Source organism: Streptomyces sp. NPDC002130 (assembly GCF_040296465.1).
GTDB lineage: Bacteria > Actinomycetota > Actinomycetes > Streptomycetales > Streptomycetaceae > Streptomyces.
This window is the reverse complement of the sequence record NZ_JBEOXI010000102.1, coordinates 1-15,551: the sequence shown is the minus strand read 5'-3', so window position 1 is coordinate 15,551 and position 15,551 is coordinate 1. Positions and strand designations below refer to the sequence as shown.

The window sequence follows — 15,551 nt, the reverse complement described above, 5'->3', positions numbered from 1 at the left end:
CACAACCCGGTCCCCGCGGGTCTCCCCGCGGCGAGCGGCGACGCGATACCGTGGCGTTCCTTTTCCCCACATGATCCTCGTGGCCGCCCTGGAGGTTCCGTGGTACAGGCGTACATCCTGATCCAGACGGAGGTCGGCAAGGCGTCGACCGTCGCCGAGACGATCGGCAAGATCCCTGGGGTGATCCAGGCCGAGGACGTGACGGGACCGTACGACGTGATCGTGCGGGCCCAGGCCGACACCGTCGACGATCTCGGCCGCATGGTGGTCGCCAAGGTTCAGCAGGTGGACGGCATCACCCGCACCCTGACCTGCCCGGTCGTCCATCTGTAGCCCCCGTCTACCCTGTGCCGGTGAACTCTTTCCGTCACCGGCACCGTCGTGTCTTCCGCGTGTTCCGCCTGCCCGCTGTAGCGCTGTTGATCACTGCTGCGGGCTGCTCCTCAGCAGACGACAGCGCGTCGGCGGCGGTTCCCAGTCCGGACGCGAAGGTCGTGGGACTGTGCCGGAACCTGGACAAGGTACTGCCCGCGAAGGTGGACGGTGAGCGCCGTGCGGATCCCGAGCCCGCGTCGGCGCTGACGGCGGGCTGGGGCAGCCCGGCGATCATACTGCGCTGCGGTGTGCCGCAGCCGCCGAAGATGATCGACCCGAAGGTGGCGGACGGACGGGATCCGGATGCCGTCGCCGGGGGTGTGAACGGGGTCGACTGGCTGATGGAGAAACAGGACGGCGGGGGGTACCTGTTCACCACCGCCAACCGGGAGGCGTACGTCGAGGTCCGGGCGCCGGAAGGCGTGGACAGCTCGGGTGTGCTGATCGATCTGGCCGCGGCAGTGAAGAAGGCGATCCCCGAGGGGATCGCCTCCTGAGCGCCGTGTGTTCGACGGTGCGCTGAGTCTGCGGCCCGTGTGTGGCTGGTCGCGCAGTTCCCCGCGCCCCTGCAGGGGCGCGATCTAGCGCAGGCCTGTCGAACGGTGCAGGGCCGCCTGGACCAAGCGGTCCACCAGCTCCGGGTAGCTCACCCCGCTCGCCTGCCACATCTGCGGATACATCGAGATGGGCGTGAAGCCGGGCATGGTGTTGATCTCGTTGATCACGAACTCGCCGTCCTCGGTGAGGAAGAAGTCCGCGCGGACCAGGCCCTCGCAGGACGCCGCCTCGAACGCCTCGACCGCCAGGCGCTGGACTTCGGCCGTCTCCTCGGGCGTGAGGGGCGCGGGGACGAGACCCGGGGTGGAGTCGATGTACTTGGCCTCGAAGTCGTAGTAGGCCTGCGCCTCGGGCGGGGGGATCTCCGCGGGGAGGGAGGCCCGGGGGCCGTCCTCGAACTCCAGGACGCCGCACTCGATCTCACGGCCGCGCAGCGCGGCCTCCACGAGGATCTTCGGGTCGTGACGCCGGGCCTCGGCGATCGCCTCGTCGAGTCCGGACAGGTCGTCGACCTTGGTGATGCCGATCGACGAACCGGCCCGCGAGGGCTTCACGAACAGCGGCCAGCCGTGCTCGCCGGCGAAGTCGACGATCTTCTTGCGGGCGGCCGCCTGGTCCTGCTCCCACTCGCGCGGGCGGATCACCACGTACGGGCCCACCTTCAGCCCGAAGGAGGTGAACACCCGCTTCATGTACTCCTTGTCCTGGCCCACGGCCGAGGCGAGCACGCCCGAACCCACGTACGGGACGCCGGACAGCTCCAGAAGGCCCTGGAGGGTGCCGTCCTCGCCGTACGGGCCGTGCAGCACCGGGAAGACCACGTCGACCTCACCGAGGGCCTTGGGCACCGATCCCGGCTCGCTGTAGACGACTTCGCGGCTGGCGGGGTCGACCGGGAGGATCACCGCGCCCTCGGCGGACTCGGCGAGCAGGTCGACGCTCGGCGGGCGCCGGTCGACGATCGCCATCCGCTCCGGTTCGTCCGCCGTGAGCGCCCAACGCCCGTCCTGCGTGATGCCGATCGGCAGGACGTCGTACTTCGTCCGGTCGATGGCCTTGAGGACGGCGCCGGCGGTGACCACGGAGATCCCGTGTTCTGAGCTGCGCCCGCCGAACACGACGGCCACACGCGGCTTGCGAGGCGGCTGCTCGGGGCTCTGGGGGAGGTTCTCGGTGCTCATATCGCGTTGAGAGTACCCGTTGGTAGGGCCGGTAGTAAGCGCCGCCGGTCTCGCGTCGCTCAGCGTCGTTCGGGCTTCGCGCTGCGCGACATCAGCTCCTTGAGGGCCACCACCGGGGGCTTGCCCTCGTGCACGATGCCGACGACCGTCTCCGCGATCGGCATGTCGACGCCGTGCCGACGGGCCAGATCCAGCACCGACTCGCAGGACTTGACGCCCTCGGCGGTCTGCTTGGTGACCGCGATGGTCTCCTGGAGGGTCATGCCCTTGCCGAGGTTCGTGCCGAAGGTGTGGTTGCGCGACAGCGGCGAGGAGCAGGTGGCCACCAGGTCGCCCAGGCCCGCGAGTCCGGAGAAGGTCAGCGGGTCGGCGCCGAGCGCCATGCCGAGCCGGGTGGTCTCGGCGAGACCGCGGGTGATGAGCGAGCCCTTGGCGTTGTCGCCGAGGCCCATGCCGTCCGCGATGCCGACGGCGAGACCGATGACGTTCTTCACGGCTCCGCCCAGTTCGCAACCCACCACGTCCGTATTGGTGTACGGGCGGAAGTACGGCGTGTGGCAGGCGGCCTGAAGCCGCTGGGCGACGGCCTCGTCGGTGCAGGCCACCACGGCCGCGGCCGGCATCCGCGCGGCGATCTCCCGCGCCAGGTTGGGCCCGGTGACCACGGCGATCCGGTCCGGGCCGACCTTGGCGACGTCGTCGATGACCTCGCTCATCCGCATCGCCGAGCCGAGTTCGACGCCCTTCATCAGCGACACCAGAACCGTGTCGGGGGCCAGCAGCGGGCTCCACTCGGCGAGGTTGCCGCGCAGGGTCTGCGAGGGGACCGACAGCACCGTGAAGTCGGCATCCGCGGCGGCTTCTGCGGGGTCCGTGGTGGCCCGGACGTTCTCCGGGAGCTCGACGCCCGGGAAGTAGTCGGGATTGGTGCGCGTGGAGTTGATCGCCTCCGCGACCTCCGGGCGGCGCGCCCACAGGGTGACCTCGCACCCCGCGTCGGCGAGCACCATGCCGAAGGCCGTACCCCACGAACCGGCGCTCAGCACCGCCGCCTTGACCGGCTTGTTCACTTGCCCAGCCCCTCTTCCTGCACGGTCTGCCCGGCCTCCTGGTGCGTGTGCGTCTGTGTCTGTGCCTGCGTGCGGCGCCGCTGCTCGATCCGCTCCCGGCGCGGGTCGTACGGCGTCTCGGGCGCCTTCTCGCCGCGGATCAGCTCCAGCTGGGCGGTGACGGCGGCCATGATGACCTCCGTTGCCTCCTTCAGCAGGTCAGCGGTCATCTCCCGGTCGTAGAACCGCGCGAGGTCCACAGGCGGCCCGGCGAGCACGCGGTGCGTCTTGCGGGGCACCAGATTCGGCTTCTTCGCGTACGGCGGCAGCAGTTCGTTGCAGCCCCACTGGGCGACGGGGATCACCGGGCACTTGGTCTGCAGGGCAACGCGCGCCGCCCCCGTCTTGGCGGTCATGGGCCAGCCGTCCGGGTCACGTGTGAGGGTGCCCTCGGGATAGAAGGCGACGCATTCCCCGCGGTCCACGGCCTCGATCGCGGCCCGGAAGGCGCTCAGCGCGTCCGTGCTCTCGCGATAGACGGGGATCTGCCCGGTGCCCCGCATCGCGGCCCCGACGAATCCCTTCTTGAAAAGCCCGCTCTTCGCGAGGAATCGCGGGACGCGCCCGGTGTTGTACTGAAAGTGCGCGTAAGCGAAGGGATCGACGTGCGAATTATGGTTCACCGCGGTGATAAATCCACCCTCGGCCGGAATGTGCTCCATTCCACGCCAGTCCCGCTTGAGCAGAACCACCAGCGGCGGTTTGCAGATCACCGCGGCGAAGCGGTACCAGAAGCCGATTCTGCGGCGGGGCACGCGGACACCTTCCTCTAGGGCCTGAAGCCGGGGCCACGGGGGGCCGCACAAGTGTCGCCCCAGGCCGCCGGTCTGTCGAGAACACCGTACGCCCCGGCACGCCGCCCGCCCGAGGCCCCGTATGACAATGACCGTGACAAGAGGAGGACGGAACACCCGTGCAGTGGACCCTGGTCGTACCCCTGAAGCCCCTGGCCCAGGCCAAGAGCAGGCTTGCGGACACCGCGGACGACGGGCTGCGGCCGGACCTGGCGCTGGCCTTCGCCCAGGACACGGTGGCGGCCGCGCTGGCCTGCCCGGGGGTGGGGGATGTGGCAGTCGTCACGGACGACGCCCGGGCGGGCCGTGAGCTGGCCGCGCTGGGCGCCGCGATCATCTCCGACGAGCCGGGCGGCGGTCTCAACGCCGCCCTCGCACACGCGACGCGGGCCGTACGGTCCGCCCGCCCGGCCCGGGCGGTGGCCGCGCTGAACGCCGATCTGCCGGCCCTGCGCGCGGCGGAATTGTCCCGGGTACTCGATGCCGCCGCCGAATTCCCGCGCGCATTTCTCCCGGACGCGGCCGCAATCGGAACGACCCTGCTGGCCGCCGCCCCGGGCAGGGAATTGCGCCCGGCTTTCGGCACGGACTCCCGGGCCCGGCACCGCGCGTCGGGGGCCGTGGAACTGCCTCTCGCAGCGGTCGATTCCGTACGTCAGGACGTGGACACCGGCGACGACCTGCGCAGCGCGCTGGCCCTGGGGGTCGGTCCTCATACGGCCGCGGCCGCCGCGCGGTTGCTGATTCCCGGGCAGTAGGCTGCGGCCATGCAGGCGACCGCGTACACGTACGACCCCGAAAGCCGCAGCGGGCAGGTGCTCCTGGACGACGGGACCCCGGTGCCGTTCGACGCGGCCGCGTTCGACGCGGGAGGCCTCAGACTGCTGCGCCCGGGCCAGCGGGTACGCATCGAGGTGGAAGGGGCGAGGGACGCGCTGCGGATCACTCTGGTGACCCTGCAGACCCTCTGACCACATCTGAACACACCGCGGGCCGGACTCCGTGCGGAGTCCGGCCCGGCGCGTGAGTACCCCGTTGCCCTTACTTCTTGCGGGCGGTGGTCTTCTTGGCGGTGGTCTTGCGCGCCGTCGACTTCTTGGCCGGCGCCTTCTTGGCCGTGGCCTTCTTCGCCGGGGCCTTCTTCGCGGTGGTCTTCTTCGCGGCGGTGGTCTTGGACGTCGCCGTGGTCTTCTTGGCGGGCGCCTTCTTCGCGGTGGTCTTCTTCGCGGCCGCGGTCTTCGTCGTGGCCTTCTTCGCCGTCGTCTTCTTGGCGGTGGTCTTCTTCGCAGCGGCCGACTTGGTGGTCGCCTTCTTCGCGGCGGCCTTCTTGACCGTCGCGCCGGCACCGCCGGTCAGGCTGCCCTTCGGCGCCTTCTTGACGGACACCTCGCCGCCGCGCGGCAGCTTCTTCGAGCCGCTGACCAGGTCCTTGAACCCCTGACCGGCGCGGAAGCGCGGAACGGAGGTCTTCTTGACCCGAACCCTCTCGCCCGTCTGGGGGTTACGGGCGTACCGGGCCGGGCGGTCGACCTTCTCGAACGAACCGAAGCCGGTGACCGAGACCCGCTCACCCGAGACGACCGCGCGGACGATGGCGTCCAGTACATGGTCGACAGCGTCGGCGGCCTGCTGGCGGCCGCCCATCTTGTCGGCAATCGCTTCTACGAGCTGCGCCTTGTTCACGTCTTCCCCTTCGGAGACATCGCCAGAACGAAAGTGTTCAAGCTTTTTCGCACGTTAGGCAGATATATACCGCAAATCAAACACGAAACGGGCTTATCACCCTTGTGCCGCAGCGAACTCGACGGTGTCGAGAGGTTCAGCGTTCCTCGACGGGGAGACGTCCCTCGTCGAGGTCCGTATTGAACCGCTCCAGCCGCCTTGCCGCGTCGGCGAGATCGTGTTTGGCCGCGGCCGTAATGACCAGCAGCTTCCGGGTCAGCGCCATCCGTACGCCCTCCGGGACTTGCAGTGCGCGCACCCTTGTGTGCGCTTCCTTGAGTTGGTCCGCGACTGCCGCATAGAGCTCGAGTTGGCCGTCGTGTTCCATGCACAGATTGTGCCATCTGGGGCGAGTTGTCGCCTGCGCAGGGGACAACTGCCGCCTCGAACGGCCTTCCCGGCACACGTGGAAGTCACGGCTGTACCCCTCGCATACCCCAGCAACCACGGGCTTAACGTGGGAAGTTGGCAGCCGAACAGCGGGTGGGCAGGGCCGTTCGGGTGCAGACACAGCTGTACCCCCGATCGGGCTGATCGGGGGTACAGAGGGGATGTTGCTGTGGCCGAAAGTCGCCTTGTTCAGAGGCGGCGGACCGTGCCCGGGGTCAGACCGGGAGGGTACGCGGCTTGAAGGCGGGGCGCTTGGCCTCGTAGGCGGCGATGTCCGCCTCGTTCTGCAGGGTGATCGAGATGTCGTCGAGGCCGTTGAGCAGCCGCCAGCGGGAGTTCTCGTCCAGCTCGAAGGCGGCGGTGATGCCCTCGGCGCGCACCTCGCGGGCCTGAAGGTCGACGGTGATCTCGGTCTGCGGGTCCTTCTCGGTGAGCTCCCACAGCGCGTCCACGATCTTCTGCTCCAGAACGACCGTGAGCAGGCCGTTCTTGAGCGAGTTGCCGCGGAAGATGTCGGCGAAGCGGGAGGAGATCACGGCCTTGAAGCCGTAGTTCTGCAGCGCCCAGACGGCGTGCTCACGCGAGGAGCCGGTGCCGAAGTCGGGGCCCGCGACCAGGACGGTCGCGCCCTTGCGCTCGGGCTGGTTGAGCACGAACGACGCGTCCTTGCGCCAGGCCTCGAACAGCCCGTCCTCGAACCCGTCGCGCGTGACCTTCTTGAGCCAGTGGGCGGGGATGATCTGGTCGGTGTCGACGTTGGAGCGGCGCAGCGGGACGGCCCGGCCGGTGTGGGTGGTGAAGGCTTCCATGACTGATCAGACTCCAGCGGGCGTGGGGGCGTCGGCGGACAGGTCGGCCGGGGAGGCCAGGTGGCCCAGGACGGCGGTGGCGGCCGCGACCTGCGGCGACACCAGGTGGGTGCGTCCGCCCTTGCCCTGCCGGCCCTCGAAGTTGCGGTTGGAGGTGGACGCGGAGCGCTCACCGGGGGCCAGCTGGTCGGGGTTCATGCCCAGGCACATCGAGCAGCCCGCGTGCCGCCATTCGGCGCCGGCCTCCTTGAACACCACGTCCAGACCCTCGGAGACGGCCTGCAGACCCACCCGCGCGGAGCCCGGGACGACCAGCATCCGTACACCGTCGGCGACTTTGCGGCCCTTCAGCAGCTCGGCGGCGGCGCGCAGGTCCTCGATGCGGCCGTTGGTGCAGGAGCCTACGAAGACGGTGTCCACGTTGATGGAGCGCAGCGGCTGGCCGGCCTCCAACCCCATGTACTCCAGGGCCTTTTCGGCGGCGTAGCGCTCCGATGCGTCTTCGTACGAAGCAGGGTCGGGGACGGACGCCGAAAGCGGTGCGCCCTGCCCGGGGTTGGTGCCCCAGGTGACGAACGGCGACAGTTCGGCGGCGTCGATGACCACCTCGGCGTCGAACTCGGCGTCCTCGTCGGTCCTGAGCGTCTTCCAGTACGCGACGGCCGCGTCCCAGTCCTCGCCCTCGGGGGCGTGCGGACGGCCCTTGAGGTAGGCGAAGGTGGTCTCGTCCGGGGCGATCATGCCCGCGCGGGCGCCGGCCTCGATCGACATGTTGCAGATGGTCATGCGGGATTCCATCGAGAGCTTCTCGATGGCCTCGCCGCGGTACTCCAGGACGTAGCCCTGGCCTCCGCCGGTGCCGATCTTCGCGATGATCGCCAGGATCAGGTCCTTGGCGGTGACGCCCTCGGGCAGTTCGCCGTCGACCGTGATCGCCATGGTCTTGGGGCGGGACATCGGCAGCGTCTGCGTGGCCAGCACGTGCTCCACCTGGGAGGTGCCGATGCCGAACGCCAGCGCGCCGAAGGCACCGTGCGTGGAGGTGTGGGAGTCACCGCACACCACGGTGGTGCCCGGCTGGGTCAGACCCAGCTGCGGGCCCACGACGTGTACGACTCCCTGCTCGACGTCGCCCAGCGGGTGCAGACGCACGCCGAACTCGGCGGCGTTCTTGCGCAGCGTCTCCAGCTGCACCCGCGAGACCGGGTCCGCGATCGGCTTGTCGATGTCCAGGGTGGGGGTGTTGTGGTCCTCGGTGGCGATGGTGAGGTCCAGACGCCGCACCGTGCGGCCGCTCTTGCGCAGACCGTCGAAGGCCTGCGGGCTGGTCACCTCGTGCAGCAGGTGCAGATCGATGAAGAGAAGGTCGGGCTCGCCCTCCGCGCGCCGGACGACATGGTCGTCCCAGACTTTCTCCGCGAGTGTCCTACCCATCGCTGTTCCCTCCGGCCGACGACGATCCGCCGACCCAACTAGAGATCTTGAGGAGGCAGTGCCCGTACCCCTGATTCCGGGCACACACCGCCAGGCCCTTACGTCACGGGCCGTTGTGACTTCGTGATTCCAGGGTGGCGCGTTCCACGGAAAATTGAACTTGCGTTTCACAGAGTGAGACGCGAGTATCGTTTCATGGACAACAGTAGCGGCGTCGGCGTTCTGGACAAGGCGGCCCTCGTCCTGAGCGCTCTGGAGTCCGGTCCGGCCACCCTCGCGGGTCTGGTCGGCGCCACCGGACTGGCACGACCCACGGCCCACCGCCTGGCCGTGGCCCTGGAGCACCACCGCATGGTGGCGCGCGACATGCAGGGTCGTTTCATTCTCGGCCCTCGCCTGGCAGAGCTTGCCGCGGCCGCGGGTGAGGACCGTCTCCTCGCCACCGCGGGTCCGGTGCTCACACATCTTCGGGACATCACGGGTGAGAGCGCGCAGCTCTATCGCCGCCAGGGCGACATGCGCATCTGTGTCGCCGCGGCGGAGCGCCTGTCCGGCCTTCGGGACACGGTCCCGGTCGGTTCCACGCTCACGATGAAGGCCGGCTCCTCGGCGCAGATCCTGATGGCCTGGGAGGAGCCCGAGCGGCTGCACCGCGGCCTGCAGGGGGCGCGCTTCACGGCGACGGCTCTGTCAGGCGTGCGGCGGCGGGGCTGGGCCCAGTCGATCGGCGAGCGGGAGCCGGGCGTCGCGTCCGTGTCGGCGCCGGTGCGGGGGCCGTCGAACCGGGTGGTTGCCGCGGTGTCGGTGTCGGGCCCCATCGAGCGCCTTACCCGGCACCCCGGTCGGATGCACGCACAGGCTGTGATCGACGCCGCCGGGCGCCTCTCCGAGGCGTTGCGGCGTACCGGCTGAAGCGACCAGGTGTTTCGGGGAGGGCTCGCCTCAACGCCGCGGCAGGCTTTCCCCGACTCAGCGCCATGACAGGGACGGTTTCGTTGTCGAGTGCGGGTCGTCAGTGGTTGTTCGCGCAGTTCCCCGCGCCCCTGAGGCATACGCAGAAGGCCCCTCACCGAGGTGAAGGGCCTTCGTAGTGTGTACCCCCGACCGGATTCGAACCGGCGCTACCGCCTTGAGAGGGCGGCGTGCTAGGCCGCTACACAACGGGGGCGTGGAGCCTGCGTTTCCGCAGGTCCGAGCTGGTCTACCTGGACTCGAACCAAGACTAACTGAACCAGAATCAGTCGTGCTGCCAATTACACCATAGACCAATGTGGTTTAGACCAGTCAGTACCCCCGACCGGATTCGAACCGGCGCTACCGCCTTGAGAGGGCGGCGTGCTAGGCCGCTACACAACGGGGGCCCTAGCAGTCCCGAGATGATCGTCGATCTGCCGATCTTCGGAACCAGTACCCCCGACCGGATTCGAACCGGCGCTACTGCCTTGAGAGGGCAGCGTGCTAGGCCGCTACACAACGGGGGCGATGCAGATGAGCTCTGCGAGCTGGCCTACCTGGACTCGAACCAAGACTAACTGAACCAGAATCAGTCGTGCTGCCAATTACACCATAGGCCACTGGAACGCAAGCCCCCGAGGGGGTTTTGTTCTAGTTGTGCGCCTGGGGTTCCGGCCTTCCGGCCCGCTCCCGCGGCGCAGGAAGAACATTACCCGAAGGTGGACGGGGCTCCAAAACGACTATCCGCGCCGAGCAGGGAAGGCAGTTCGGCGAGGGAGGCGATGCGGTGCGGTCCGACGGGCGGGTCGATCGTGGCGTACAGGCCGCCGCGGTCGATCCACACCGACAGCAGTCCCGCGTCGGCGGCGCCCCGCCCGTCGATCTCCGGGTGGTCGCCGACGTAGGCGACCTGGTGCGGTGGCAGCCCGAGGAAATCGCAGGCCGCGAGGAACGCCCCGGCCTCGGGCTTGGAGATGCCGAGCTCGGCCGCGCACAGGATGGTCTCGAAGCGGTCGTGGACGCCGAGGGCGCGCAGCTTGCGGTCCTGGACGTGGAGGCTGGAGTTGGAGAGCACGGCGTGCCGGTGGCTGGCGGAGAGGGCGTCGAGGACGGGCAGGACGTCCGGGAAGAGGGTCCAGACCGCCTCGTAGTGGGTGATGTACCGCTGGAACCACGCGTCGGCCTCGGCGTCGGTGAGGTCCCGGTCCAGGAACACCCGTACGCGGTCGCGCCGCTGGTCCTCGAAGGTGGCCTCGCCCGCCGAGAAGCGGGCCCACTGCAGGTGGGTGATCTCCCGCCAGTGGTCGATGGCCTGCTCGACGCTGTCGTAGCCGTCGAGCAGGCCCTCGGCCGTGAGATGGGCGTGCATGCCGAGGCGGTCGGCGGTGGTGTAGTCGAAGAGGGTGTCGTCGACGTCCCAGACCACGGCTTGGATGCTCATGCTCCGACCGTACCCACCGCGTCCCGTGCTCAGCCCAGGGTCATGGTGCCGGTGAGGGTGAGGTCCGGGCCCTGGTCGTCGCGGGGGTGGGCGGTGAGCTTCCAGGTGTAGGTGCCTCCCGTGGTTCCGCCGCCGTTGTCGGTGAGGCCGTCCCAGGCGGGGCGTACGGCGGCTCCGGTGGAGGCGCCGGTCAGCGTGCGGACGGGCTTGCCGAAGGCGTCGGTGAGGGTGAGGGTCCAGGTGGAGGGCTTGTTGAGCTGCCACACCGGCGCCCAGGGGAACCCCTTGCCGATCACGGACGGCGAGTACACCTGGGCTTCCATCTGCGCCAGGGGCGAGGTGGGGACGCCGCTGGGGACGATCGACACCTCGCCGTACGTGCCGTTGAGGTAGACGATGTGGCCGCCGAAGCGGTCGACGGCCCAGCGGCCGTTGCTGCCGCCGGTGTTCTGGTCGGTGGCGGGCAGCTCGACCAGGGTGCGGGTGGTGGCCGTGCCGGTGTGGAAGTCGGTGAGCAGCAGTTCGTGGGTGGTGCGGTTCTCGCGGATCAGGAAGCCGTCGGCGAGGCGGGCGGGGCCGGTGTCGGCCGGGACCGTGATCTTCCGGTTGGTGGCCCGGTCGTAGACGCCCGCCGAGCTGCCGCAGGACCAGTACAGCCAGGTGTTGACGGCCTGGATGTCGGTGGGGGTGCAGGGGGCGCCGGTGGCGACGGTCGTGGTCGTGCCGGACTTGAGGTTGCGGCCGGTGATCTGGCCCTGGGTGGCGCCCGGGGTCCACAGGGTCTGCCCCCACACCGCTGCGGCGGTGCGGTCGCGGGTGAGGGCGGTCTGGCCGGCGGTGGCTCCGCGCGGGAAGTCGACGACCCGCTGCTTGCCGGAGCCGCCGTTGTAGAGCACGTACCGGCCGGTGCCGCCGCCGGTGCGGCCACGGGAGTCGCCGTCCGTGGGCGCGCTGAGGACGGTGGTGGTGTCGAGGCCGACGCCGACGACGGATTCCTGGCCCGTCTCGCTGGTCCACAGGTGGCTGACGCGGCCGTCGCCGAGGGCCTCCAGCTGGGGGCAGGCGGCGTCGCCGGTGAGGCAGGTGGAGGGGCTCATGGCGGGGCTGCGGCGGGTCTGGGGGCCGTCGGGCCGGCCGGCGGAGTCCAGCTGGAAGCTGTTGTAGCGCAGTGAGGCGCCCGGTGTCGCGCCGTAGAGGAACAACTCGGCGCCGGCGACGGCCAGTCCCTGCACGGCGGTCGCGGCTGCGGGGACCCGGGCCACCTCGGCGGTGGTGAGGCCGCTGCTGCCGTCCGGGGTGATCCGGTGGATGTTCCAGTCGAGGCTGGAGGGGCCCGCGGTGGCCAGGGCGCCGCCGTCCAGGGTCGGGCCGATGCCACCGAACGACGAGGGGAGCACGGTGGTCGAGGCGCCGGTGACCAGGGAGCGGGCGGTGAGCGCGGCCTCGGTGCCGCCCAGTACGAAGGTCGGGTTGCCGAGCAGGAGCTGGTCGCCGACGACGGCTTCGAGCTGGACGTCGGTCCTGGTGAGGGCGGTGGGCTGGGTGCCGGGTTCGGCGTCGACCCGGATCGCCTTGAAGTCGGCGACGAGCCAGCGGTCGTTGAAGGCGAGCTGCGGGGTCGCGGTGTCGCCGGTGACGTAGGTGCGGAAGGCGCCGTCGGAGAGGTCGACCAGACCCACGGACGTCTTGCCGTCCAGCGTGTAGACGATCGCGAGGCGGCCCACGGAGCCGCCGGTGCGGTAGAGGACGGGCCGGGCGCCCGCGGGGAAGCCGGTGACCGGGGTGTCCACGGTGAGGGTGCCGCCGTCGACGGTGCGCAGGACGTGCAGGGCGCCGGTGCCGTCCACGGTGAGCACGCTCCAGCCGGCGGCGGCCCGGTAGGCCTGGCCGGAGGGGATCGTGACGGTGGCGGTGACGCCGGTGGCGCGGTGCTTCTGGTGGACGGTCCGGCCGTCCAGGGTGTTCACGACGTCGGTGCCGCTGGCCAGGTCGTCCGGGCCGGCGTGGGCGGGCGGGATGGTGCCGGGATAGTCCACGGTGGTGACCGAGGTGGTCCCCGGGCGGTACTGGAAGCCGGACGCGCCGGCCCACGGGTAGTCGACGGTCACGCGCTTCTCGGTGACGAGCCGCACCGTGCCGACCGGCTCGTCGACCCGGGGCGCCGCCTGCGCGGGTGCGGTCAGCACCGTGCAGGACAGGGCCACCACCCCGCCGACGGCCGCGTGGACGAGTCTTCGTGAACGGATCATGCTCTCTCCCCCTGTACCAGGGCGCACACGCGCACCGTGCGCACAGGCGGCATCCAACGTCCCGTCCGGGGACGGCAGTTGGCCGGAAGGGTGAACTCCGGGTGACGGATGGGCGGACAGAGCGAGGGCGGCGCCCCAACCGGACGCCGCCCTCGCCGTGTGGTGCTTCGCGTTACGCGGTCAGCTTCGCCAGCGCCGCGTCGATCCGGGCCAGGGTGGTCTCCTTGCCCAGGACCTCCAGGGACTCGAACAGCGGGAGGCCGACCGTACGGCCGGTGACGGCGACGCGGACGGGGGCCTGGGCCTTGCCGAGCTTGAGGCCGTGGGCCTCGCCGGCGGCCAGGACGGCCTCCTTGAGCGACTCGGCGGAGGTCCAGTCGGCGGCCTCGAGCTTCTCGCGGGCCGTGCGCAGCAGGGCGTCCGAGCCCTCCTTCATGGCCTTCGTCCAGGAGGCCTCGTCCTCGGCCGGCTCCGGCAGGAACAGGAAGTCGACGTTGTCGGTGATCTCCGACAGGACCTTGAGGCGGGTCTGCGCGTGCGGCGCGATGGCCTGCCACTTGGCCTCGTCGAAGGCCTCCGGGGCCCAGGGGGCGAACGGCGCCTGGAGCCAGGGGCGGCAGCGCTCGGTGAAGTCCTTCACGTCCAGCAGGCGGATGTGGTCGCCGTTGATGGCCTCACACTTCTTGAGGTCGAAGCGGGCCGGGTTCGGGTTCACGTCGGAGATCTCGAACGCGGCGATCATCTCGTCGGTCGAGAAGATGTCCTGGTCGGCCGAGAGGGACCAGCCGAGCAGGGAGAGGTAGTTGAGCAGGCCCTCGGGGAGGAAGCCGCGCTCCCGGTAGAGGTTGAGGGAGGACTGCGGGTCGCGCTTGGAGAGCTTCTTGTTGCCCTCGCCCATCACGTACGGCAGATGCCCGAAGGACGGGATCTCCTTGGCGATGCCCAGCTCGATCAGCGCCTTGTACAGGGCGATCTGGCGGGGGGTGGAGGAGAGCAGGTCCTCGCCGCGCAGGACGTGGGTGATCTCCATCAGGGCGTCGTCGACCGGGTTGACCAGCGTGTACAGCGGGGCGCCGTTGGCGCGGACGATGCCGTAGTCCGGGACGTTCTCCGGGGTGAAGGTCAGTTCGCCGCGGACGAGGTCGGTGAAGGTGATCGTCTCGTCGGGCATCCGGAAGCGGACGATCGGCTCGCGGCCCTGGGCCTGGTACTCCTCGACCTGGGCGGCGGTCAGCTCACGGCAGTGGCCGTCGTAGCCGGAGGGCTTGCCGGCGGCGCGGGCGGCCTCGCGGCGGGTGTCCAGCTCGTCCTGGGAGCAGTAGCAGCGGTAGGCGTACCCGCCGTCGAGCAGCTTCTGCGCGACGTCCTTGTAGAGGTCCATGCGCTGCGACTGGCGGTACGGCGCGTGCGGGCCGCCGACCTCGGGGCCCTCGTCCCAGTCGAAGCCCAGCCAGCGCATCGAGTCGAGCAGCTGGGTGTACGACTCCTCGGAGTCGCGGGCCGCGTCGGTGTCCTCGATGCGGAACACCAGGGTGCCCTGGTGGTGCTTGGCGAACGCCCAGTTGAACAGGGCGGTGCGGACCAGGCCCACGTGGGGGTTACCGGTGGGCGAGGGACAGAAACGGACGCGTACTGGAGTGCCGGGTGCGCTAGCCACGCTTGACAACCTTGTTGGTGAGAGTGCCGATGCCTTCGATGGTGACGGCGACCTCGTCGCCGACGTTCAGGGGGCCGACCCCAGCCGGGGTGCCCGTGAGGATCACGTCGCCCGGGAGCAGCGTCATGGCCTCGGAGATGTTGACGATCAGATCCTCGATGGAGTGGATCATCTCGCTGGTCCGGCCGAGCTGGCGCTGCTGACCGTTGACCGTGAGCTGGATGGTGAGGTCGCTCGCGTCCAGGTCCGTCTCCACCCAGGGGCCGAGCGGGCAGGAGCTGTCGAAGCCCTTGGCCCGGGCCCACTGCTTCTCGCGCCGCTGCACGTCACGGGCGGTGATGTCGTTGGCGCAGGTGTAGCCGAAGATGACGTCCTTGACGCGTTCGCGCGGGACCTCGCGGCACATCCGGCCGATCACCACGGCCAGCTCGGCCTCGTGGTGCACCTCCTCGGAGAAGGAGGGGTACTGGATCTCGTCGCCGGGGCCGATCACCGAGGTGGACGGCTTGAAGAAGGCGAAGGGGGCGTCGGGTACCTCGTGGCCCAGCTCGCGCGCGTGCTCCGCGTAGTTGCGGCCGAAGGCCACGACCTTGTTGGGGAGCACCGGCGGCAGCAGCCTGACCTTGCTCACCGGCACCTTCGTGCCGGAGAGCTCGAAGTCCGCGAACGGGATGCCCTTGATGATGTTCAGGACGAGTTCGTCCTGCTTGTCGCCCTCGATGGCGCCGAAGGCGACGTTCCCGTCGATGGAGAACCTGGCGATGCGCACGGGTTGCTTGGCCCCTTGACTGAAGCGGCTGGAGTCTGACGGTCCAGGCTAACGCGGGGAGGTGGACTCGCCCCGCGCATTACGAGGGGGCGCCCCGTCACGTGCGAAG

General features: G+C 69.9%; 16 protein-coding genes and 5 tRNA genes. 5 read left to right on the top strand and 16 right to left on the bottom strand.

Features of this window, described 5'->3' with window-relative positions; genetic code table 11:
• The first annotated feature begins 99 nt into the window (after window positions 1-99).
• Complete coding sequence (locus tag ABT116_RS20475; protein ID WP_029384521.1) at window positions 100-333, top strand: Lrp/AsnC family transcriptional regulator; 234 nt, start codon at window positions 100-102, stop codon at window positions 331-333.
• A 20-nt stretch (window positions 334-353) separates the two neighbouring features.
• On the top strand, window positions 354-872 hold the full coding sequence (locus ABT116_RS20470) for a DUF3515 domain-containing protein (RefSeq protein WP_351635722.1): 519 nt from the start codon (window positions 354-356) through the stop codon (window positions 870-872).
• Window positions 873-956: 84 nt separating this feature from the next.
• Here ABT116_RS20470 and ABT116_RS20465 read toward each other — a convergent pair whose 3' ends face one another.
• From ABT116_RS20465 to ABT116_RS20455, 3 genes are read right to left on the bottom strand one after another with little or no spacing between them, the layout of a single operon-like run.
• Window positions 957-2,114, bottom strand: coding sequence for a D-alanine--D-alanine ligase family protein (locus ABT116_RS20465; RefSeq protein WP_351635719.1), 1,158 nt, complete (start codon window positions 2,112-2,114; stop codon window positions 957-959).
• Between the two features lie 59 nt (window positions 2,115-2,173).
• Window positions 2,174-3,184: an NAD(P)H-dependent glycerol-3-phosphate dehydrogenase gene (locus tag ABT116_RS20460; protein ID WP_351635716.1), complete on the bottom strand. Its 1,011-nt coding sequence runs from the start codon at window positions 3,182-3,184 to the stop codon at window positions 2,174-2,176.
• Window positions 3,181-3,978 carry a lysophospholipid acyltransferase family protein gene (locus ABT116_RS20455; protein WP_351635714.1) on the bottom strand — a complete coding sequence of 266 codons (798 nt, stop codon included), beginning with the start codon at window positions 3,976-3,978 and terminating at the stop codon, window positions 3,181-3,183. The genes ABT116_RS20460 and ABT116_RS20455 overlap by 4 nt, the downstream gene beginning before the upstream one ends.
• Before the next feature lie 158 nt (window positions 3,979-4,136).
• Here ABT116_RS20455 and cofC point away from each other — a divergent pair, with 158 nt between their 5' ends.
• The gene (gene cofC / locus ABT116_RS20450; protein WP_351635710.1) at window positions 4,137-4,775 is read left to right on the top strand and encodes a 2-phospho-L-lactate guanylyltransferase; all 639 of its coding nucleotides are present in this window, start codon (window positions 4,137-4,139) and stop codon (window positions 4,773-4,775) included.
• Between the two features lie 9 nt (window positions 4,776-4,784).
• Window positions 4,785-4,988, top strand: coding sequence for a hypothetical protein (locus ABT116_RS20445; protein ID WP_104781455.1), 204 nt, complete (start codon window positions 4,785-4,787; stop codon window positions 4,986-4,988).
• Between the two features lie 70 nt (window positions 4,989-5,058).
• Here ABT116_RS20445 and ABT116_RS20440 read toward each other — a convergent pair whose 3' ends face one another.
• The 4 genes from ABT116_RS20440 to leuC form a co-directional block, all read right to left on the bottom strand.
• Window positions 5,059-5,700, bottom strand: coding sequence for an HU family DNA-binding protein (locus tag ABT116_RS20440; RefSeq protein ID WP_030851950.1), 642 nt, complete (start codon window positions 5,698-5,700; stop codon window positions 5,059-5,061).
• Between the two features lie 136 nt (window positions 5,701-5,836).
• Entirely contained in the window at window positions 5,837-6,067 is a 231-nt protein-coding gene (locus tag ABT116_RS20435; protein ID WP_053668772.1) for an SCO5555 family protein, read from the bottom strand.
• A gap of 277 nt (window positions 6,068-6,344) precedes the next feature.
• Entirely contained in the window at window positions 6,345-6,938 is a 594-nt protein-coding gene (leuD, locus tag ABT116_RS20430; protein ID WP_351635706.1) for a 3-isopropylmalate dehydratase small subunit, read from the bottom strand.
• A 6-nt stretch (window positions 6,939-6,944) separates the two neighbouring features.
• Window positions 6,945-8,372 carry a 3-isopropylmalate dehydratase large subunit gene (gene leuC, locus ABT116_RS20425; RefSeq protein ID WP_351635700.1) on the bottom strand — a complete coding sequence of 476 codons (1,428 nt, stop codon included), beginning with the start codon at window positions 8,370-8,372 and terminating at the stop codon, window positions 6,945-6,947.
• A gap of 195 nt (window positions 8,373-8,567) precedes the next feature.
• On the opposite strand from leuC, the gene ndgR reads away from it, so the two are divergent.
• Window positions 8,568-9,284, top strand: a complete 717-nt coding sequence (gene ndgR / locus ABT116_RS20420; protein ID WP_003993203.1) for an IclR family transcriptional regulator NdgR — start codon at window positions 8,568-8,570, stop codon at window positions 9,282-9,284.
• A gap of 183 nt (window positions 9,285-9,467) precedes the next feature.
• On the opposite strand, the gene ABT116_RS20415 is transcribed toward ndgR, so the two are convergent.
• From ABT116_RS20415 to ABT116_RS20375, 9 genes are all read right to left on the bottom strand, one after another.
• Window positions 9,468-9,540: transfer RNA gene (locus ABT116_RS20415), tRNA-Glu, on the bottom strand.
• A gap of 28 nt (window positions 9,541-9,568) precedes the next feature.
• Window positions 9,569-9,640: transfer RNA gene (locus ABT116_RS20410), tRNA-Gln, on the bottom strand.
• Between the two features lie 20 nt (window positions 9,641-9,660).
• Window positions 9,661-9,733, bottom strand: a tRNA-Glu gene (locus ABT116_RS20405).
• 47 nt (window positions 9,734-9,780) lie between these two features.
• Window positions 9,781-9,853 (bottom strand) — tRNA-Glu (locus ABT116_RS20400).
• Window positions 9,854-9,874: 21 nt separating this feature from the next.
• Window positions 9,875-9,946: transfer RNA gene (locus ABT116_RS20395), tRNA-Gln, on the bottom strand.
• Window positions 9,947-10,035: 89 nt separating this feature from the next.
• Window positions 10,036-10,767: an HAD family hydrolase gene (locus ABT116_RS20390; protein ID WP_351635693.1), complete on the bottom strand. Its 732-nt coding sequence runs from the start codon at window positions 10,765-10,767 to the stop codon at window positions 10,036-10,038.
• 29 nt (window positions 10,768-10,796) lie between these two features.
• The gene (locus ABT116_RS20385; protein WP_351635688.1) at window positions 10,797-13,016 is read right to left on the bottom strand and encodes a hypothetical protein; all 2,220 of its coding nucleotides are present in this window, start codon (window positions 13,014-13,016) and stop codon (window positions 10,797-10,799) included.
• A 172-nt stretch (window positions 13,017-13,188) separates the two neighbouring features.
• The gene (gene gltX, locus ABT116_RS20380) at window positions 13,189-14,673 is read right to left on the bottom strand and encodes a glutamate--tRNA ligase (RefSeq protein ID WP_351635681.1); all 1,485 of its coding nucleotides are present in this window, start codon (window positions 14,671-14,673) and stop codon (window positions 13,189-13,191) included.
• Complete coding sequence (locus ABT116_RS20375; protein WP_351635675.1) at window positions 14,666-15,442, bottom strand: fumarylacetoacetate hydrolase family protein; 777 nt, start codon at window positions 15,440-15,442, stop codon at window positions 14,666-14,668. The genes gltX and ABT116_RS20375 overlap by 8 nt, the downstream gene beginning before the upstream one ends.
• Window positions 15,443-15,551 lie beyond the last annotated feature (109 nt).

Excerpts from the sequence above, each read along its gene's own strand:
- ABT116_RS20435 (WP_053668772.1), bottom strand. The coding sequence starts at position 6,067 with ATGGAACACGACGGCCAACTCGAGCTCTATGCGGCAGTCGCGGACCAA.
- ABT116_RS20445 (WP_104781455.1), top strand. The coding sequence starts at position 4,785 with ATGCAGGCGACCGCGTACACGTACGACCCCGAAAGCCGCAGCGGGCAG.
- leuC (WP_351635700.1), bottom strand. The coding sequence starts at position 8,372 with ATGGGTAGGACACTCGCGGAGAAAGTCTGGGACGACCATGTCGTCCGG.
- ABT116_RS20465 (WP_351635719.1), bottom strand. The coding sequence starts at position 2,114 with ATGAGCACCGAGAACCTCCCCCAGAGCCCCGAGCAGCCGCCTCGCAAG.
- leuD (WP_351635706.1), bottom strand. The coding sequence starts at position 6,938 with ATGGAAGCCTTCACCACCCACACCGGCCGGGCCGTCCCGCTGCGCCGC.
- ABT116_RS20390 (WP_351635693.1), bottom strand. The coding sequence starts at position 10,767 with ATGAGCATCCAAGCCGTGGTCTGGGACGTCGACGACACCCTCTTCGAC.
- ndgR (WP_003993203.1), top strand. The coding sequence starts at position 8,568 with ATGGACAACAGTAGCGGCGTCGGCGTTCTGGACAAGGCGGCCCTCGTC.
- ABT116_RS20385 (WP_351635688.1), bottom strand. The coding sequence starts at position 13,016 with ATGATCCGTTCACGAAGACTCGTCCACGCGGCCGTCGGCGGGGTGGTG.